Here is a 15,156-nt window from a genome sequence, read left to right as displayed (position 1 = left end):
GTTCCGTTAGGATCGCTTCCCGATGACCGACCCGGCACAGCGCCTCTCTCCCGTCTACCGGGACATGCCTCTCACCATTTTCGAACACATGTCCGGCCTCGCCCGGCACTTGGGCGCGATCAACCTTGGACAGGGCTTTCCTGACGAACCGCCGCCCCCCGCCTTGCTGGACGCATTGGCCCGGGCGAGCGCGGAGAAATCGCACCAGTATCCGCCGATGGCAGGCCTGGCCGAGCTGCGCCGCGCGGTCGCAGACTTCTATGCCCGCACGCAAGGGCTGGCGCTATCGCCCGACAGCGTGATCGTCACATCAGGCGCGACCGAGGCCGTGGCGTCTACGATTCTCGCGGTGGTCGCACCGGGCGACGAAGTCGTGCTGTTCGCGCCTGCCTATGACGCCTATGCGCCACTGGTCCGCCGCGCGGGCGGGGTGCCGGTCTTTGTAGCGCTGCGGCCGCCGCACTGGGGCTATGACCGGGCCGCAATTGAAGCCGCGATCACCGCGCGCACCCGCGCGATCATCGTCAACGATCCGCTTAACCCCACCGGCACCGTCGCCAGTCCGCAGGACTTGGCGATGTTGGCGCAAGTCTGCGTGGCCCACGACCTGATCGCGATCTGTGACGAGGTGTGGGAGAATGTGCGCTTCGATGGCTTCGCCCACGCCTCGCTGATGATGCAGCCGGGCATGGCAGGCCGCACTGTCAAGATCGGATCGGCGGGCAAGATCTTCGGCGCGACGGGGTGGAAAGTCGGCTGGTTGATCACCGCGCCCGCGATGGCGGCGGTACTAGGCCGCGCGCACCAGTTCCTCACTTTCACCACTCCGCCGATGCTGCAATGGGCGGTGGCCGAGGGTCTGGACACGCCAGGGCTCGCGCAGTCCTGTACCGCGCGCTGGGCGCAGACGCGCGGCGTCCTGCTGGACGGTTTGATGCGCGAAGGCTTTGCCCTCCTCCCCAGCGCCGCCACGTGGTTCACCTGCATCGATCTCGCCGCCTCGGGAATTGCGCTGGACGACCGGACGTTCAGCGAACGCGCGGTGCACGAGGCAGGCGTTGCCTCGATCCCGATCTCGGCCCTGTGGGAAGGCGGCGGCGCGCCCACTGGCATCATCCGCCTGTGCCACTGCAAGCCCGAAACAACGCTGAGCGATGCCGTCGGGCGTCTGGCGCATTGGCGCGACGGTTTATAGATCGCAGTCCCACCCTCCAGTCAGACGAAGCGCAACTCACCTTGCGCAGGGCGCGGCTTTCCGGGCTTGAGCCGGGGGGGGCTCACCTCTCGAGGGAGCAGACAGCGCGCAGGGCCGAGCAGCACATAGACCGCGTGGCGCTGTCCACCGCGATTTTCATGGTCGACGGCATAGCCCGCGTAATAGCGGCGCAGCAGCCCCGCCTTTACCAGTTCTGACACCGCGCGGCTCAAGTTCGTCTTGCCCGAGGCGCGGATACGGTCGCGCAGTTCCTGTTCGACCAGCGCGGCGGATTTCGCCTGATCGGCCGGGAGTGTTCCGGCAGCAACGAGGTCAGCCTCTACGCGGGCCGCCAGCGCTATGCGGCGCGGATCGCGGCCACCCATCGGGGCAAGGCTGTCACATAACCAATCGCGCAAGGTGTGCTGTTCGCGCCCGCGCTTGACGAACGGCCCCGCCTCGCCATCGGCGCTGGCCACTTCAGCAATAAGGCTCAACACCATGAAAGCATAGCGTGGCCGCGTGCTGACATGGGCGAGCAGGTCGAGCAGCCGCGCCATCTCGCCCTGGGGGCCTTGCGCTGATGGAGGCGCGGTTGTGATTGCAGAGTGGAACATTACGGGATTCAAGGAAGCACATAACGGGATTCCCGTGAATCCCCTTTCTGCGCCTTTCGCCCCCTGATCCCACATTTGTCGCGGGTGACACTTTGCCCGAGGGTAAAGTGTCATTGGTGGTCCTTTGGTTTGCAGATGCGGCGGTGAGGGCTGGCGGGGCGCTAAGCCCTCACCGCCCCTGCCGCCCTGCGATCCAGTCGTTCAGCGTTTCGTGGAAAAAGCGGATGCGGGTTTCCTGATCGGACAGGTGTGCGTCAGTATAGCCGCGCGAGTGCATGCCTTCCTGCATCGCCTCGGCCAATTCCATGTCCTGATAGACGATCTGGCCGGCAAGCTCGGGCACGCCGCGTCCGCCATCGAACACGCGGTGTTCGCATTCGGCCACTTCCTTGAACGGACGCACGCCCGCCATGATCGATTCCACTTCCTTCTGCCCCTCCACCGGGAAGGCCATGCACCACAAGTCGAAGTAGGATCGCTCAGGGTTGGACGGGTGCGGTTCGCTTCGGAACAGGATCAGGTTGTCGGGCAGGAAGCTGATCGTCACGTTGGGGAACATCACCGTGTGCGGGCTGTCGGTGATCTCCTCGTCGTCCATGTGCTCGTAATGGAGATATCCGCGCTCCCGCCACAGCTTGCGCTTCGCGGCCTTGAGGTCCTTCCACCCCTGCAGCGCGAAGTCTTCATACGTGGCGTAAGCGGCGGGATCGATGTCCCACTGGCGCAGAATATGCGCAAAGACGTGTTCGGTGCCCTCGGCAGGGCGGTCGGTCAGCGATGGACGCATCGGCTGGACGGTGCGGCCATGGCCCTTTGGCCACATTTCATGCCGTGCGGAATCGACGTCCTGATCGATCCATGCGGGCACTTGAGGGTGCGCGGTGCGGGTGTGATAGCTTTCCGAGAAGTTGTCGGTGACGAACTTCCAGTTGGCGTCAATCTCGATACGATACCACGCCACCCGCACCGCCGTGTCCATCGGATAGTTGCGGAACACTTGCGGCATGGGGTCGAGGAATTCGAGCAGGCCGGGGCTGTCGTCCGACATCGAATACCACACGAACCCGCCCCAGGTATCGCAGCGCAATTCCTTGAGCTTGAGCTTGCCGCAAGGGTTGCCCTGTTTGAAATCGACATCGGCGTCCTGCGCATGCTTGAGCACACCGTCGATGCCCCAGCGCCAGCCATGGTAAGGACAGTGAAACGCCTCGACCGAGCTGGAATCGTGGACCATGCGCATGCCCCGGTGCCCGCAGGAATTGTAGAACGCGCGGATGGAGCCATCGTCCTGCCGAACCGCGATCACCGATTCCTTGAGGAAGGTGTGGACGAGGAAATCGCCCGCCTCGGGGATTTCCGCCGTGCGCCCGGCGATGTGCCAGATGCGCGTCCACATATTGTCCCATTCCGCCTTCGCGAATTCGGGCGAGAAGTAGCGGTCCCCTGTGATCGGATCGCCGCGCAAGTGCGAGGGATCGCGTCCGTCCATCGGGGTAGGGATGGCCATCGGGGTAGGGATGGCCATCGGGGTGGCAACTGGGCCGCGAAGGCTCATGGGCTGGTCCTCTCTCGAATCCGTGCAGCGGGTGGCTCCCGCATTCTGTCCGAACAGTGCGCCGGTTCGCGCCAAAATGCGCCCGGCCAAAGTGTCAGGTTTTTACAGGCAGCAGTGCCGGTTTTTTTAACGCCTTGCCCTGGCGCGAGGGTTGATCCATCTCCCCCGCACATATCCTTGGAGAAGCCTTGCCATGCACGCACGCGTCGCCCGCATCACCCGCACTGGCGGCCCCGAGGTGATCGAATGGGTCGACGCCGAGCTCCCCGCCCCTGCCGCGGGCGAAGTGCTGGTCGCGCATACCGCCGTCGGCCTCAACATGATCGACACCTATTACCGCCGCGGCATCTACCCCGCTGCGCTGCCCAGCGGGCTGGGCTCGGAAGCGGCAGGGCGCGTTGTCGCGGTTGGCCCGGGCGTGAGCGGCCTTGCCGAAGGCGACCGCGTCACCACGTTCGGACCCACCCTCGGCGCTTATGCCACGGCGCGGATCTACCGCGCCGAAACGCTGCTGCGCCTACCGGACGCAATCGACGACGTGACCGCCGCTGCTGCAACGCTCAAGGGCTGCACGGCGGAATTCCTCATCGAGCGCTGCGCCTGTGTGGAGGCAGGGATGCCGGTCCTGGTCCACGCGGCGGCGGGCGGGGTCGGGCTGCTGCTGGTGCAGTGGCTCAAGCATATTGGCGCCGAAGTCATCGGAACGGTTTCGACCGAAGCCAAGGCCCGTGCCGCGTTGGCGGCGGGCGCGGACCATGTGATCAATTACGCGACCGATGCGGTTGCGCCAGCGGTGCGCGATCTCACCGGTGGCGCAGGCGTCGACGTGGCCTTCGACGGCGTCGGACAGGATACCTGGGAAGCCAGCCTTGATTCGGTCGCATCGCGCGGCCTAATCGTCAGCTATGGAAATGCCTCGGCCCCTGTCACAGGCGTCGCGCTCGGCACACTCTCGCAAAAGGGCTCGCTCTTCGTCACCCGGCCAACGCTCTATCACTATTACGCCGATCCGGACGAGCGCGAAGCAGGCGCGGCGCGGGTGTGGGAGATGATCGCCAGCGGCGCGCTTTCGGTGACCGTGGGGCAGACCTATCCGCTGGAGGAAGTCGCCCGCGCCCACGCCGAACTTGAAGCGCGGCGCACGACCGGGTCGACCGTGCTCCTGCCATAAATTCGAGGCTCTAGAACGCCGCAGTCCTGGCCAACGCTTCGGACTCAGCAGCGCAAGTGGTGGGCGTGACCGGGCTCTTCGCACGCAATGCGGCCACTTCCGCACGGGCGGCGTCAAGATCGGCGCGGAACGCAGGATCGGCGTTAAGGCGCATGACCGTTGCGGCGGCAACATTGCGCCCTTCCTCGATGTCGCTCATCCAATGGACGTTGCATATACGGCGACTGTCGCCATAGGCCCGCCCCCGCGCGACCAACTGGGCCGCACGATCAGGCACGATTTCCGCAAGGATCAGGCCGAAGCCATAGCCAATCGCGCTGTGACCTGAAGGATAGGACCCATCCTTCCGCAGTCCACTATCCGACGTTGGCGTGCAACTTGGCCGGCCATTGACCATGAACGGCCGAGCACGGCTGTAGCGCTTCTTTACCTCGCTGGTCGACAACCCGAGATCAGCCAATGCACGGTCCAGCAATGCGTTCAAGGCCGGGGCATGATCATGATCAATCGGGAAGCCCGCCGCGCAGGAGAAAGCCGCCGAAGCGCGCCCCGGACGCAAATCGGCATCCGCTGCGGCCAAGTCCCAACGGGGGCCAGATTGCTGCTGGATCGCTGCTTCTGCACCGGCCAAATCGCGCGTTTCGCGAGCCGACCCGGCAACCGGAGGCAGAGGCACAAGTTCCAGGCCGCCCGGCAGTGGCTGACCACCAAGATAGCTGGCCTTGGGCTGAGCCGCCTGTGTTTGCCACATTTGCACCGGCCCGTCGGAGTTGCTGTATGCCGAACCCGCACCAAGCATAACCACGCCCGCCAGCACAATGCGCAACCCCAGTTTCATACCCGTACCTCTCACGACCTTCCGCTGCAGGCTAACACAGCCAGCCTATCAGCCAAAACGGGGCCGCCGCTTTTCCACAAAAGCGGTGGTGCCTTCGTGGAAGTCTGCGCCTTCGAAGGCTGCGGCGAAGAGGCGCAAGGAGGCCTCGTCTTCCGCCCCTTGGCCGTCGAGCACGCGGCGCACGAAGCCTTTCAGCGACCGCGCCGAAAAGGGCGAGGCGGCGCATATTTGCGCGACCAGCGCGGTTTCGTCATCCGCCGCTTCCTCGGCCAGCCCGATGCGGTGCGCTTCGGCAGCATCGATCAGCATGCCGGTATAAAGCAGCCGCCGCGCCTGTCCCGGCCCGACCAGATCGACCAGCAGTTTCACGTCATGCAGCGGATAGACCAGGCCCAGTTTGGCGGGTGTGATCCCGAAGCGCGCCTGCGGGCCGGCGATGCGGATGTCGCAGGCCAGCGCGATGCCGCAGCCCCCGCCGATGCAATCGCCTTCGACCATCGCCACGGTGGGCAGGGGAAAACGGGTGAGTTCGTATTGCGCGCGGTTGATCGCCTGCTGGTTTGCGCAGCGCCACCCGGCGTCGTCCTTGTGGCTGAGCATTTCGGCGATGTCGGCCCCGGCGCAGAACGCGCCGCCCTGAGCCGACTTGACCACGAGCACACGCAAATCCGGGCTGGCTGCGGCCTGGGCCAGCAGTTCGGGCAGCGCCTGCCACATATCGATGGTGAAGGCGTTGCGCTTGTCGGCGCGGTCGATCAGCAATTGCGCGGTCGCACCGTCCTGTTCCAGTCGCAAGCTCATCTGTGGCAGACCTCCCGTTCACCTCCCCTTTGTCGGGCGGCGAACGGGATGGCAAGCGGTTCAGGCGCTCTGCTTAGCCTTGGCCGCAACGGCGGCGTGGAACACCGACGGTTCGAAGTAGAACGGGCGGATCTCGCAGCACTTGCCGTCGCGGAAGCGGAACATCTCGCACAGTTCGGCAGGCGGCACCGATGGATCGGCAAAGCGGAACGACAGGATCGTCACCGCGTGATCCTTGCCCGCGGTCGTTTCCACCCGGTCAAGCGCTACGACATCGACCATCGTCATGACCTTGGCATAGAGTTCGCGCAGCGCGGTCTTGCCGCGATAGGTCCCCGCCATCGGCAGGCAATCGGCCTCGGTGATGAAGAAATCGTCGGTCAGCATCGTCTCGGCCTTGTCGAAATCACCGACCCCGGTGCTTTCGTAAAGGTCGTCGACGAACTTGATCATCTGCTCGGGCGTCATGGCTCTGGAGTCCTCTCGTGTTTGCGACAGGATCACCCAAGCCGGGCGCCCGTGAAACCTAGCGATATAACTAGCGCTTGTGCGCCGCGCCCACGCGCTAAGAGTGCGCCATGGAAACCACACGCCAGATCACGCTCGTCCGCCGCCCGGTCGGCATTCCCGTCCCCGGCGATTTCGCCCTGACCGAAGCCCCGCGCCCGGTGCCCGGCCCCGGCGAAATCCTTGTGCGGATGCGCGTAGGCTCGTGCGATCCGGCCATTCGCGGCTTTCTGGATGACCGGCCAAGCTACCTTCCGCCGGTGGCACTGGGCGCGCCGATCAACGGCATGTCGCTGGGCGAAGTGGTCGAGTCGAACAATCCCGACTGGCCCGTCGGCACCTTGCTGCGCACGTTTGCGGTATGGTCGGAATATTATGTCGTCGGCGGCGATGCGCTGGGGATCGAGAAAGTCGAAGCCGCACCCGGCGTGCCGCTGCAGCATTACATGGGCGCACTCGGCCCGGTCGGCCTCACCGCATGGGTCGGCCTGTTCGAGATCGGCAAGGCCAAGGCGGGCGAGACCGTCCTGGTCAGCGCCGCAGCGGGCGCGACCGGCAGCACCGTGGTGCAGTTGGCGAAGGCGGCGGGCTGCCGCGTGATCGGGCTTGCGGGCGGGCCTGACAAGGCGCAGATCGTGCGCGATCTCGGCGCCGATGTTGCGATCGATTACAAGGCCGTGGGTGATCTCGGCGCAGCCATTGCCGCCGCCGCGCCCGAGGGCATTGACGTCTATTTCGACAATGTCGGCGCCGAAACGCTCGAAGCGGTAATGCCGCTGATGCGCCTGCACGGCCGCATCGCCGTGTGCGGCATGATCGCGCAATACAATGATGCCGATAATCCGCACGGCAACCGCAACCTCTGGCAACTCGTCGTCAACCGCCTGACCATGCGCGGGTTCATCACATATGATCACCCCGAAGTGCTGGGCGAGGCACAGGCGATGCTCGACCGGCTCTTTGCCGAAGGGAAACTGAAGCCACTCGAGAACGTGCGCGAGGGTCTCGAAAAGCTGCCCGAAGCCTTCATCGAGCTGATGGGCGGCAAGACCACCGGCAAGACGCTCGTCCTGATCTGAGAAGGAAAAACAATGGGAGTGCTGGAAGGCAAGGTCGCATTCGTGACCGGTGGCGCGTCGGGACTCGGCGAGGCGATCGTGCGCGCTTATGCGGATGAGGGTGCCAACGTGATCATCGCGGACATCGATGCTGCAGGCGGCGAGGCGCTGGCCGCAGAACTGGGCGCGCGGTTCGTTTCGCTCGACGTGACGCAGGAAGCCTCTTGGGCCAAGGCACTCGCGCCGTTTGCGCGGATCGACGTGCTGGTCAACAATGCCGGGATCACCACGCTGGGATCGATCGAGGAGATCACCCTCGACCAGTTCCGCCACGAACTCGATATCGACGTGCTCGGCGTGTTCATGGGCACGCAGGCCGCTCTGCCCAGGATGAAGGCGCATGGCGGTTCGATCATCAACATGTCGTCGCTTTCAGGCGTGAAAGCGTCGTCCAACCTCGTTGCCTATAATGCGGCCAAGGCGGCTGTGACGCTGATGACCAAGTCCTGCGCGCTGCACTTTGCCGAGAGCGGCTATGGCATTCGCTGCAATTCGATCCACCCCGGCGCGATCCACACGCCGATCATCGACAAGGTGCTGGCGCAGTCCGACAACCCGGATGCGCTCTACCAGAGCTTCGTTGACGTTCACCCGGTGGGCCGCCTCGGCAGGCCCGAGGAAATCGCCGCGATGGCGGTCTTCCTCGCCAGCGACGCCAGCGCCTTTGCCACGGGCGCGGAATTCCGCGTCGATGGCGGCGCCTCGATATGACGGCACAACTCCCGATCCGCCAGATCGCGTTCTTCGTCGAGGATGTGCGCTTGGCCGCCCGCGCGCACCACGCGGCATTCGGGTCGGGGCCGTATTTCGTGGCGGACAATATCCCGCTCGCGCGCGCGGTGCATCGCGGGGTGGAGCGCACCCTCGATCACACCTCGGCGTACGGGCAATGGGGCGAGATCATGGTGGAGTTCGTCGCGCAGAACAATCCCGGCCCCTCGCCCTTCCGCGACGTCTATCCCGAGGGATCGGGCCGCTGGGGCGTGCATCACGCGGCAGTATTCGTGGAGGACGTCGATGCAGAACTGGCGCGGTTGGCAGGCCAAGGCGCGCCTTGCGCCTTGCGCGCCGAAATGACCGATGGCTTCGTCTTTGCCTTTGCCGATACCACCGCCACGCTCGGCCTGATGACCGAACTTTACGCGCCCGCCCCGGTGCTGGTTGATTTCTACGCGATGGTGGCGCAGGCCGCGCAGGACTATCGCGGGACCGACCCGATCCAGACGATACGATTCAATTGAGGACATGACGCACGTGAGCGAGACCTGGCATTCCGTGATCCCCGAGGCCGAATTCCCGGCAGAAGGCAAACTCGCCGCCAAGCTCGGCGGCTGGCACGTGCTTGTGGCCAAGACCGACGAAGGCCTGTTCGCGGTGAACGACCGCTGCACCCATCAGGCCGCGCTTGTCTCGACCGGGCGCATCCGGCGCGGCGCGGTGATGTGCCCCCTCCACGGTGCACGCTTCGAAATGGCCTCGGGCCGCTGCATCGGCGGCGCGTACAAGGACTTGCGCACATTCGCGGTGCGCGTCGAAGGCGGCCAGATCGAGGTTTGCGTGCCCGATGAAAAGCCCGGCATGGACGAACTGCCCGTGGTGATGTGATCGGGATCAGTCTGGCGGCGGCGCGCGTCCTTCGACAGGCTCAGGACGAACGGTATTTTCCCGGGCGTCCACTCCCACAGCCGCTCGTCCTGAGCCTGTCGAAGGACGCGCGCAGACATGTCCATGTTGAGTGCGGACCCCCTCATCTATCCCACAGGTTCGCAAGGGCCGACGTGCGGTTAGTCTCCTCCCAAAGCCAACAAGAACCGGAGAGACCCCCATGCCATTTACCGGCCCCGCCGAAGACCGCCTCGCCATACGCGAACTGCTTGAGACTTATGCCGATGCGGTAACCCGCGTCGACGCTGACGACTGGGCCGCGACATGGGCCGAGGACGCCGAATGGTCGCTGCCCGATTATCCGGAGCTTGGCACGACGCAGGGCCGCCCGGCGATCAAGGCGATGTGGGTCGAGGCAATGAAGCACTATCCCGGCATCATGTTCGAAGCCTGGCCCGGTTCGATCGAAGTCTCGGGCGATACGGCCGTGATGCGCAGCTACACTTCCGAAGTCTACGACCAGAACGGCACGACCATGCGGGATCGCGGCGTCTATGACGATACCTGCGTCAAGGTAGACGGCAAGTGGCTGTTCCAGTCGCGCACATTCCGCAACATTCACCGCCAGCACGCGCCCAAGGGCTGCTGACTAGCGCAGCTGCGGGCGCAACTCGGCCAGATCGTTGCGGATGGCGGTCGCCGCCACCGCTGCCTCGCCCATGGCGTGGCTGATCTGGTCGAGTCCGCGGGTGACGTCGCCCGCAGCATAGAGCCCGGCAATACTCGTGCGCTGGTGCGCGTCGACAGCAAGGCACCCCTCATCATTGGCCTTCGCGCCCAGCCTCAGCGCCAGTTCCGAACGGATGTCCGATCCCAGCGCGGGATAGACCGTCTCGAACTCCAGTTCCGCACCGCCCGCTTGGACGACGATACGATCCCCGCGCAAGCTGAGCGGCAAGACCGGACCAGCTGACAACGCAATGCCCAATTCGCGCGCCTGATCGCGCTGTTCTGCCGTCAGGACGTGTGCGTCAGCCGGTGCGATGAGCGTGACGTCAGCGCTGTAGGCGCGCAGGAACAACGCCTCGCCGAAACCTCTTTCGCCAGTGCCGATCACGCCGATGCGCTTGTCGGTCACCTCATAGCCATCGCAGACCGGGCAATAGCGCAGGAGGCCGCGCTGAAGCGCTTCGTCATGGAGCCCCGGCGGCATCGGTGGCCGGTGATTGACCACGCCGGTAGCGAGCAAAACAGTGCGAGCGGTCCACGTGGCATCACCGGCACTGGCGAGAAACCCCGTGCTGCCAAGGGTCAGAGATTCAATCGCGGCACGTTCAGCCGCAACCCCGAACTTCCCTGCCTGCCGCGCCATCAGCGCGAGCAGTTCGGTGCCCGCAATCCCGCCGGGATATCCCGCATGGTTGTGCGTGCGCGGGATCATCGCAGCGCGGCTCTTCCCTGCATCCACCACCGCCACCGTCAGGTGGAAGCGCGCGAGATAGATCGCCGCCGTCAGCCCTGCAGGCCCGGCGCCAATCACGAGGCAATCGAGCGGTTGTGTTCCCATGCGTGCGCAAACACCGGAGGGGCGAATGGTTCCGCAAATGCAGCAGGAATGGCACGGAACCGAAAAAGGCGGAGCGCAAGCCCCGCCTTTCCGATTTCCAGATCAAGGCAAAGCCCGGATCAGAAGCGCTTGGTCACCGTCACCTGCACGGTGCGCGGCATGCTGCCGAAGCCGAGCTGGTCGGCGCGAACGCCTGCTGCTGTGCCGGTGCCGCCGCCGGTCGAAGGACCATCGACAACGCCGCTGACGAAGAAGCGGTTGGTCAGGTTCTTGCCGATCAGCGCGATCTGCCAGTTGTCGTCCTCGGCGCCGAAGCGGATGCCCGCGTCAAGCACCGCATACTTCTTCTGGACCGAGAACGGATTGCCGAAGCCCGAAGCCAGGTAGCTGCCCGAATAGCGCGCGTCGACGTTGATGCCGAACTTCATCGCATCGCCCACTGGCGCGTCATAGCCAACGCCGAAGGCACCGGTCCACTCGGGCGCAACCGAGAGCGGCTTGCCGTTGAGGTTCTGGCGCGTGACACCGGCCACGGTGTTGCAGCCCTGTGCCGGGGTCTGGCCGGCAAAACACGGTGCCAGGGGGAAGTTGGTGTACTTCGCCTTGGTGTAGTTGACCGAACCGTGAACGTTGAGGCCATCGAGTGCGCGCGGTGCGTATTCGAATTCGGCTTCGACGCCCTTGGTCCGCGCATCGGCGGTCAGGGTCTGGAATGCGAAGATCGGCGAGTTGAAGAAGTCGACCTGCAGATCATCATAGGCATAGCTGAACACGCCCAGATTCAGGCGAAGCTGGTTGTCGAGGATGGTCGACTTGATGCCGCCTTCGAAACCGCGGGCCTTCTCGGGGTTGAAGGTCAGATCCGCCAGCGGGTCTGCCGAGAACTTCGAGTTGATGCCGCCGTTCGAGAATCCGCCCGACTTGTAGGCGGTCTTGTAGGCGCCATAGACGAGAATGCCATCGGCCGGCTTCCACGTCAGCGTCACTTCAGGCGACCAGTCGTCGAACGTCTGCTGGGCGGTGATTTCGCCGAAGCCATCGGGGTCCAGCTTGTCGCGGAAGATGCCCTGCACGCCGACATTGTTGTATGGCTGCGTGAAGTAGCTGCTCTTCGTTTCGTGGGTGTAGCGCACGCCGCCTGCCAGTTCGAGACGGTCGACCAGTTCCCAGGTCACCTGGCCGAACAGCGCGGTGGTTTCGCCATCGGTGAAGCTGGTCTTGGTCGTGGCAAGGTAGCGGTTCTGCGCCGATACCGTGTCGTCACGAAGGCCTGCGAACATGATGTACTGTTCGAAGTCGCGCTTGGTCTTCTGGTACAAGCCGCCGATCATCAGGTTGATCGGACCGTCGAACGACGTCTGCGCGCGCAGTTCCTGCGAGAACGCCTTCCACGACGAATTTTCGGTCGCCCAGGTGCCGGCATTGCTCGACTGGAAATCGCAGGCACAGGCCCAGCGGTTGTTGTTGGTGTTGTAGTTGGTGACCGCGCTCAGCGTCACGTCATCGCTCAGCGAATAGACGAGGTTGCTGTTCACAGCCCATGAACGGTAGCGGTTGTAGAGCTGGCCGTCGGTCTGCGAGAACGGGAAGTTCGCTGCGATGTCGGTCGGGATGTTGTTCTGGTGCGTGACAAAATCGTTGCCACACTTGTAGCCGGTCAGCTGGCTGACGCCGCTGGCAAGGCCGCAATTGTACGCGCCGTAGTTCCACGACGAGTTGTTGACCTTGCTGTAGTCGAACGCGCCCTTGACCGTCCATGTCAGGCGGTCGCTGGGCGTGTACTTGAGAGTCACGCGGCCGATGAATTCGTCTTCACCCGGTGCATCGGTGGCAGCTGGCGTAGCCACGTGGCCCGTCGCATTGCCGGCACCGCCCGCAAGCAGGTTCTGGATGTCGACCGTGGTGTAGGTGCGGTTGACCGAGACGTTCTTGTAGAAGCCCTTGTCCATCTTCGAACCGCGCACGGCGACGCGCACGCCGAAGGTGTCCGACAGCGGAACCGAAGCGATCAGTTCCCCCTGGTACTGGTGCGAGCGGAACTCGTAACCGGCCTTGGCCAGGAATTCACGGTCATTGCCCGGATCATTGGTGGTCAGCGAAATCACGCCGGCAGTGGCGTTCTTGCCGAAGAACAGCGCCTGCGGGCCCTTGAGCACTTCAACCCGCTTGAGGTCGAAGAAGCCTTCCTGGATCACGCGGCCCTGACCGTAGTAGGCGCCATCGACGACCACGGCGACCGACTGTTCGATACCGATCGAGGTCGACGACGAACCGATGCCGCGCATGGTGAGCTGTGCGCCCGAGCCGTTCGAGGCACGGCCGACCGACAGGTTCGGCGTGGCCGCAGCGATCTTTTCGATGCTGGTGATATCGCGCTGCTGGATCGTCTTTTCGGAGATCGCGGTGACGGCGACAGGAACGGTCTGCACCGATTCCTCGCGCTTGCGCGCGGTCACGATGATTTCCTCGAGGCCGCCCGAATTGGCGCCCTCTTGCGCCGCATCCTGAGCGAGAGCCGGTGCGGCTGCGCCGAATGCGCAAGTCGCCAGTAGAATTCCCTTAAGGGCACGCATAACGTATCCTCCCGTTATTGTTGTCCAAGTCGCGCGTTTACTGTTCCGGCCCGCGATTACCGCCTCACGAATGGGTTAGCCTCGCCATTTGGCTAGGTGTGGCGCGCCGGATGCGGCGGCACCCCTGCCCCCGAGAGGATTTTTCATGACCGCAAACCGCTTCTGGCGCCTTGATCGCCACCCCGAAGGCAGCGACTTCGCCTCGGCGCTGTCCTTGCAGAGCGAGGACCTCGCCCCGTTGGCTGAGGGCGAAGTGCGCGTCCACGTCGGCTGGCTTTCGATGGACGCGGGCACGCGCATGTGGATGAGCCCGCGCACCGACGGCTATCAGCCGCCGCTGCCGCTCGGCTCGAAGATGGCCGGGCTGGTGCTGGGCCGCGTGAGCGAGAGCCGCGATCCGGCCTTTCCCGTAGGCACGCTGGTGCGCGGGTTCGGACAGTGGGCAGACTACGCCACGGTCATACCTGCCATGGCGGGTCTTGAGGCGCTGGACGAGAGCGTGCCCGACATTCGCCAGCACTATGGCGCGCTCGGCATGAACGCCTGGACCGCCTATGTCGGCGTCAAGGAAGTGGCGGCGGTGAAGCCCGGCGAATGGCTGGTCGTATCGGCGGCGGCAGGCGCAACGGGTTCGATGGCCTGCCAGGTCGGGCGTAACCTCGGCGCAAAAGTCATCGGTATCGCGGGTGGGCCGGACAAGTGCCGCTACCTCACGCAGCAACTCGGCGTGGACATGGCGATCGACTACAAGAACGAGGATGTTGCCGCGCGGCTCGCCACGGTGGAGGGCGGAGTTCACGCCTATTTCGACAACGTGGGCGGGCCGATGCTCGATGCGGTCCTGCCCAACATGGCGCATTACGGGCGCGTGGCAGTCTGCGGCATGGTCGCTGCCTACGACAACGACGCCCCCCTGCCCGGCCCGGCGCGGTTCGATCAGGTGCTGATGCGGCGGCTGCGGATCGAAGGGTTCTTCATCCCGGATTTCCTCCACCGGGGCGCGGAATTTCTTCCGACCTTGCGCGCATGGGTGGATGCCGAAACACTGACGGTGAACCTCGACGAGACGACAGGCCTGGAAAACACGCTCGTCGCCTATGACCGGATGCTTTCGGGCAAGGCCATCGGCAAGGTCATCGTGAAAGTCGCCGCCTGATGCCGATCATCAAGCACCGCGCGCCGCTGCAAGCCCTCGTCGCGGTGCGCGGCCATCCGTTTGACCGCACCGCCTTCGACGCGATGTTCCAGGCAATGGACGGAATCGCGGCAACCATGGTCGACCAGCCCGCTGCCGCGCGGCTGATGAACCCCGAAGGCATGCGCGGGTTCGATGTGCTGGTGCTCTACGATATGCCGGGGCTGGACTTTGAAGCCCCCGAAAACGCGCCGCTTTACCGCGAACCTGAAGCGGACTTGAGGTCAGGATTCCGCGCGCTGCTAGAGCAAGGCAAGGGTGTGGTCGCGCTGCATCACGCGCTGGCCGGCTGGCCGACCTGGACCGACTATCACGAGTGGCTCGGTGGGCAGTTCTTCTACCATCCGGGCGCATCGCGCGGCGCGCAGTAGCGGACAGCGGCTATTGCCACGATGTGCGCCACGACATTTCAGT

Annotated in this window: 16 protein-coding genes; 9 read left to right on the top strand and 7 right to left on the bottom strand. The window is 64.7% G+C overall.

Features of this window, described 5'->3' with window-relative positions; all coding sequences use genetic code 11:
• Positions 1-22 precede the first annotated feature (22 nt).
• Positions 23-1,195 (top strand): aminotransferase, encoded by a 1,173-nt coding sequence (locus tag RM192_RS16265; RefSeq protein WP_311508676.1) that lies wholly within the window; start codon positions 23-25, stop codon positions 1,193-1,195.
• 20 nt (positions 1,196-1,215) lie between these two features.
• Here the strand turns inward: RM192_RS16265 and RM192_RS16260 are convergent, their stop codons facing one another.
• Together RM192_RS16260 and RM192_RS16255 are read right to left on the bottom strand one after the other, a co-directional pair.
• Positions 1,216-1,812: a hypothetical protein gene (locus tag RM192_RS16260; protein ID WP_311508675.1), complete on the bottom strand. Its 597-nt coding sequence runs from the start codon at positions 1,810-1,812 to the stop codon at positions 1,216-1,218.
• Between the two features lie 169 nt (positions 1,813-1,981).
• The gene (locus RM192_RS16255; RefSeq protein ID WP_311508674.1) at positions 1,982-3,367 is read right to left on the bottom strand and encodes an aromatic ring-hydroxylating dioxygenase subunit alpha; all 1,386 of its coding nucleotides are present in this window, start codon (positions 3,365-3,367) and stop codon (positions 1,982-1,984) included.
• A 193-nt stretch (positions 3,368-3,560) separates the two neighbouring features.
• Between RM192_RS16255 and RM192_RS16250 the strand changes: the two genes are divergently transcribed.
• Complete coding sequence (locus RM192_RS16250; protein ID WP_311508673.1) at positions 3,561-4,538, top strand: quinone oxidoreductase; 978 nt, start codon at positions 3,561-3,563, stop codon at positions 4,536-4,538.
• A 10-nt stretch (positions 4,539-4,548) separates the two neighbouring features.
• Here RM192_RS16250 and RM192_RS16245 read toward each other — a convergent pair whose 3' ends face one another.
• Genes RM192_RS16245 through RM192_RS16235 form a run of 3 tightly spaced genes read right to left on the bottom strand, consistent with a single transcriptional unit; the run spans position 4,549 to position 6,645 of the window.
• Positions 4,549-5,376 carry a phosphatase PAP2 family protein gene (locus RM192_RS16245; protein ID WP_311508672.1) on the bottom strand — a complete coding sequence of 276 codons (828 nt, stop codon included), beginning with the start codon at positions 5,374-5,376 and terminating at the stop codon, positions 4,549-4,551.
• A 48-nt stretch (positions 5,377-5,424) separates the two neighbouring features.
• Positions 5,425-6,177, bottom strand: a complete 753-nt coding sequence (locus RM192_RS16240; RefSeq protein WP_311508671.1) for an enoyl-CoA hydratase-related protein — start codon at positions 6,175-6,177, stop codon at positions 5,425-5,427.
• Positions 6,178-6,237: 60 nt separating this feature from the next.
• The gene (locus RM192_RS16235) at positions 6,238-6,645 is read right to left on the bottom strand and encodes a nuclear transport factor 2 family protein (RefSeq protein WP_311508670.1); all 408 of its coding nucleotides are present in this window, start codon (positions 6,643-6,645) and stop codon (positions 6,238-6,240) included.
• A 110-nt stretch (positions 6,646-6,755) separates the two neighbouring features.
• On the opposite strand from RM192_RS16235, the gene RM192_RS16230 reads away from it, so the two are divergent.
• The 5 genes from RM192_RS16230 (at position 6,756) to RM192_RS16210 (ending at position 10,056) form a co-directional block, all read left to right on the top strand.
• Positions 6,756-7,763: an NADP-dependent oxidoreductase gene (locus RM192_RS16230; protein WP_311508669.1), complete on the top strand. Its 1,008-nt coding sequence runs from the start codon at positions 6,756-6,758 to the stop codon at positions 7,761-7,763.
• Positions 7,764-7,775: 12 nt separating this feature from the next.
• Positions 7,776-8,513: a glucose 1-dehydrogenase gene (locus RM192_RS16225; RefSeq protein WP_311508668.1), complete on the top strand. Its 738-nt coding sequence runs from the start codon at positions 7,776-7,778 to the stop codon at positions 8,511-8,513.
• Positions 8,510-9,043, top strand: coding sequence for a VOC family protein (locus RM192_RS16220; protein WP_311508667.1), 534 nt, complete (start codon positions 8,510-8,512; stop codon positions 9,041-9,043). Before RM192_RS16225 ends, RM192_RS16220 begins: the two co-directional genes overlap by 4 nt.
• Positions 9,044-9,047: 4 nt before the next feature.
• Complete coding sequence (locus RM192_RS16215; RefSeq protein WP_409233838.1) at positions 9,048-9,407, top strand: Rieske (2Fe-2S) protein; 360 nt, start codon at positions 9,048-9,050, stop codon at positions 9,405-9,407.
• 220 nt (positions 9,408-9,627) lie between these two features.
• Positions 9,628-10,056, top strand: coding sequence for a nuclear transport factor 2 family protein (locus RM192_RS16210; protein ID WP_311508665.1), 429 nt, complete (start codon positions 9,628-9,630; stop codon positions 10,054-10,056).
• Here RM192_RS16210 and RM192_RS16205 read toward each other — a convergent pair whose 3' ends face one another.
• The gene (locus RM192_RS16205; protein WP_311508664.1) at positions 10,057-10,974 is read right to left on the bottom strand and encodes an NAD(P)/FAD-dependent oxidoreductase; all 918 of its coding nucleotides are present in this window, start codon (positions 10,972-10,974) and stop codon (positions 10,057-10,059) included. It lies immediately after the preceding gene.
• A gap of 119 nt (positions 10,975-11,093) precedes the next feature.
• Positions 11,094-13,547, bottom strand: a complete 2,454-nt coding sequence (locus tag RM192_RS16200; protein ID WP_311508663.1) for a TonB-dependent receptor domain-containing protein — start codon at positions 13,545-13,547, stop codon at positions 11,094-11,096.
• Between the two features lie 145 nt (positions 13,548-13,692).
• Here RM192_RS16200 and RM192_RS16195 point away from each other — a divergent pair, with 145 nt between their 5' ends.
• Together RM192_RS16195 and RM192_RS16190 are read left to right on the top strand one after the other, a co-directional pair.
• A complete protein-coding gene (locus RM192_RS16195; RefSeq protein WP_311508662.1) occupies positions 13,693-14,703 on the top strand; it encodes an NADP-dependent oxidoreductase in 1,011 nt (336 codons plus the stop codon).
• Positions 14,703-15,113 (top strand): hypothetical protein, encoded by a 411-nt coding sequence (locus RM192_RS16190; RefSeq protein WP_311508661.1) that lies wholly within the window; start codon positions 14,703-14,705, stop codon positions 15,111-15,113. The genes RM192_RS16195 and RM192_RS16190 overlap by 1 nt, the downstream gene beginning before the upstream one ends.
• The last annotated feature ends 43 nt before the right edge of the window (positions 15,114-15,156 follow it).

Origin of the sequence: Novosphingobium sp. MMS21-SN21R (assembly GCF_031846015.1) — a bacterium.
Taxonomy (GTDB): Bacteria; Pseudomonadota; Alphaproteobacteria; order Sphingomonadales; family Sphingomonadaceae; genus Novosphingobium.
This window is presented reverse-complemented; position numbering and strand designations above follow the sequence as displayed.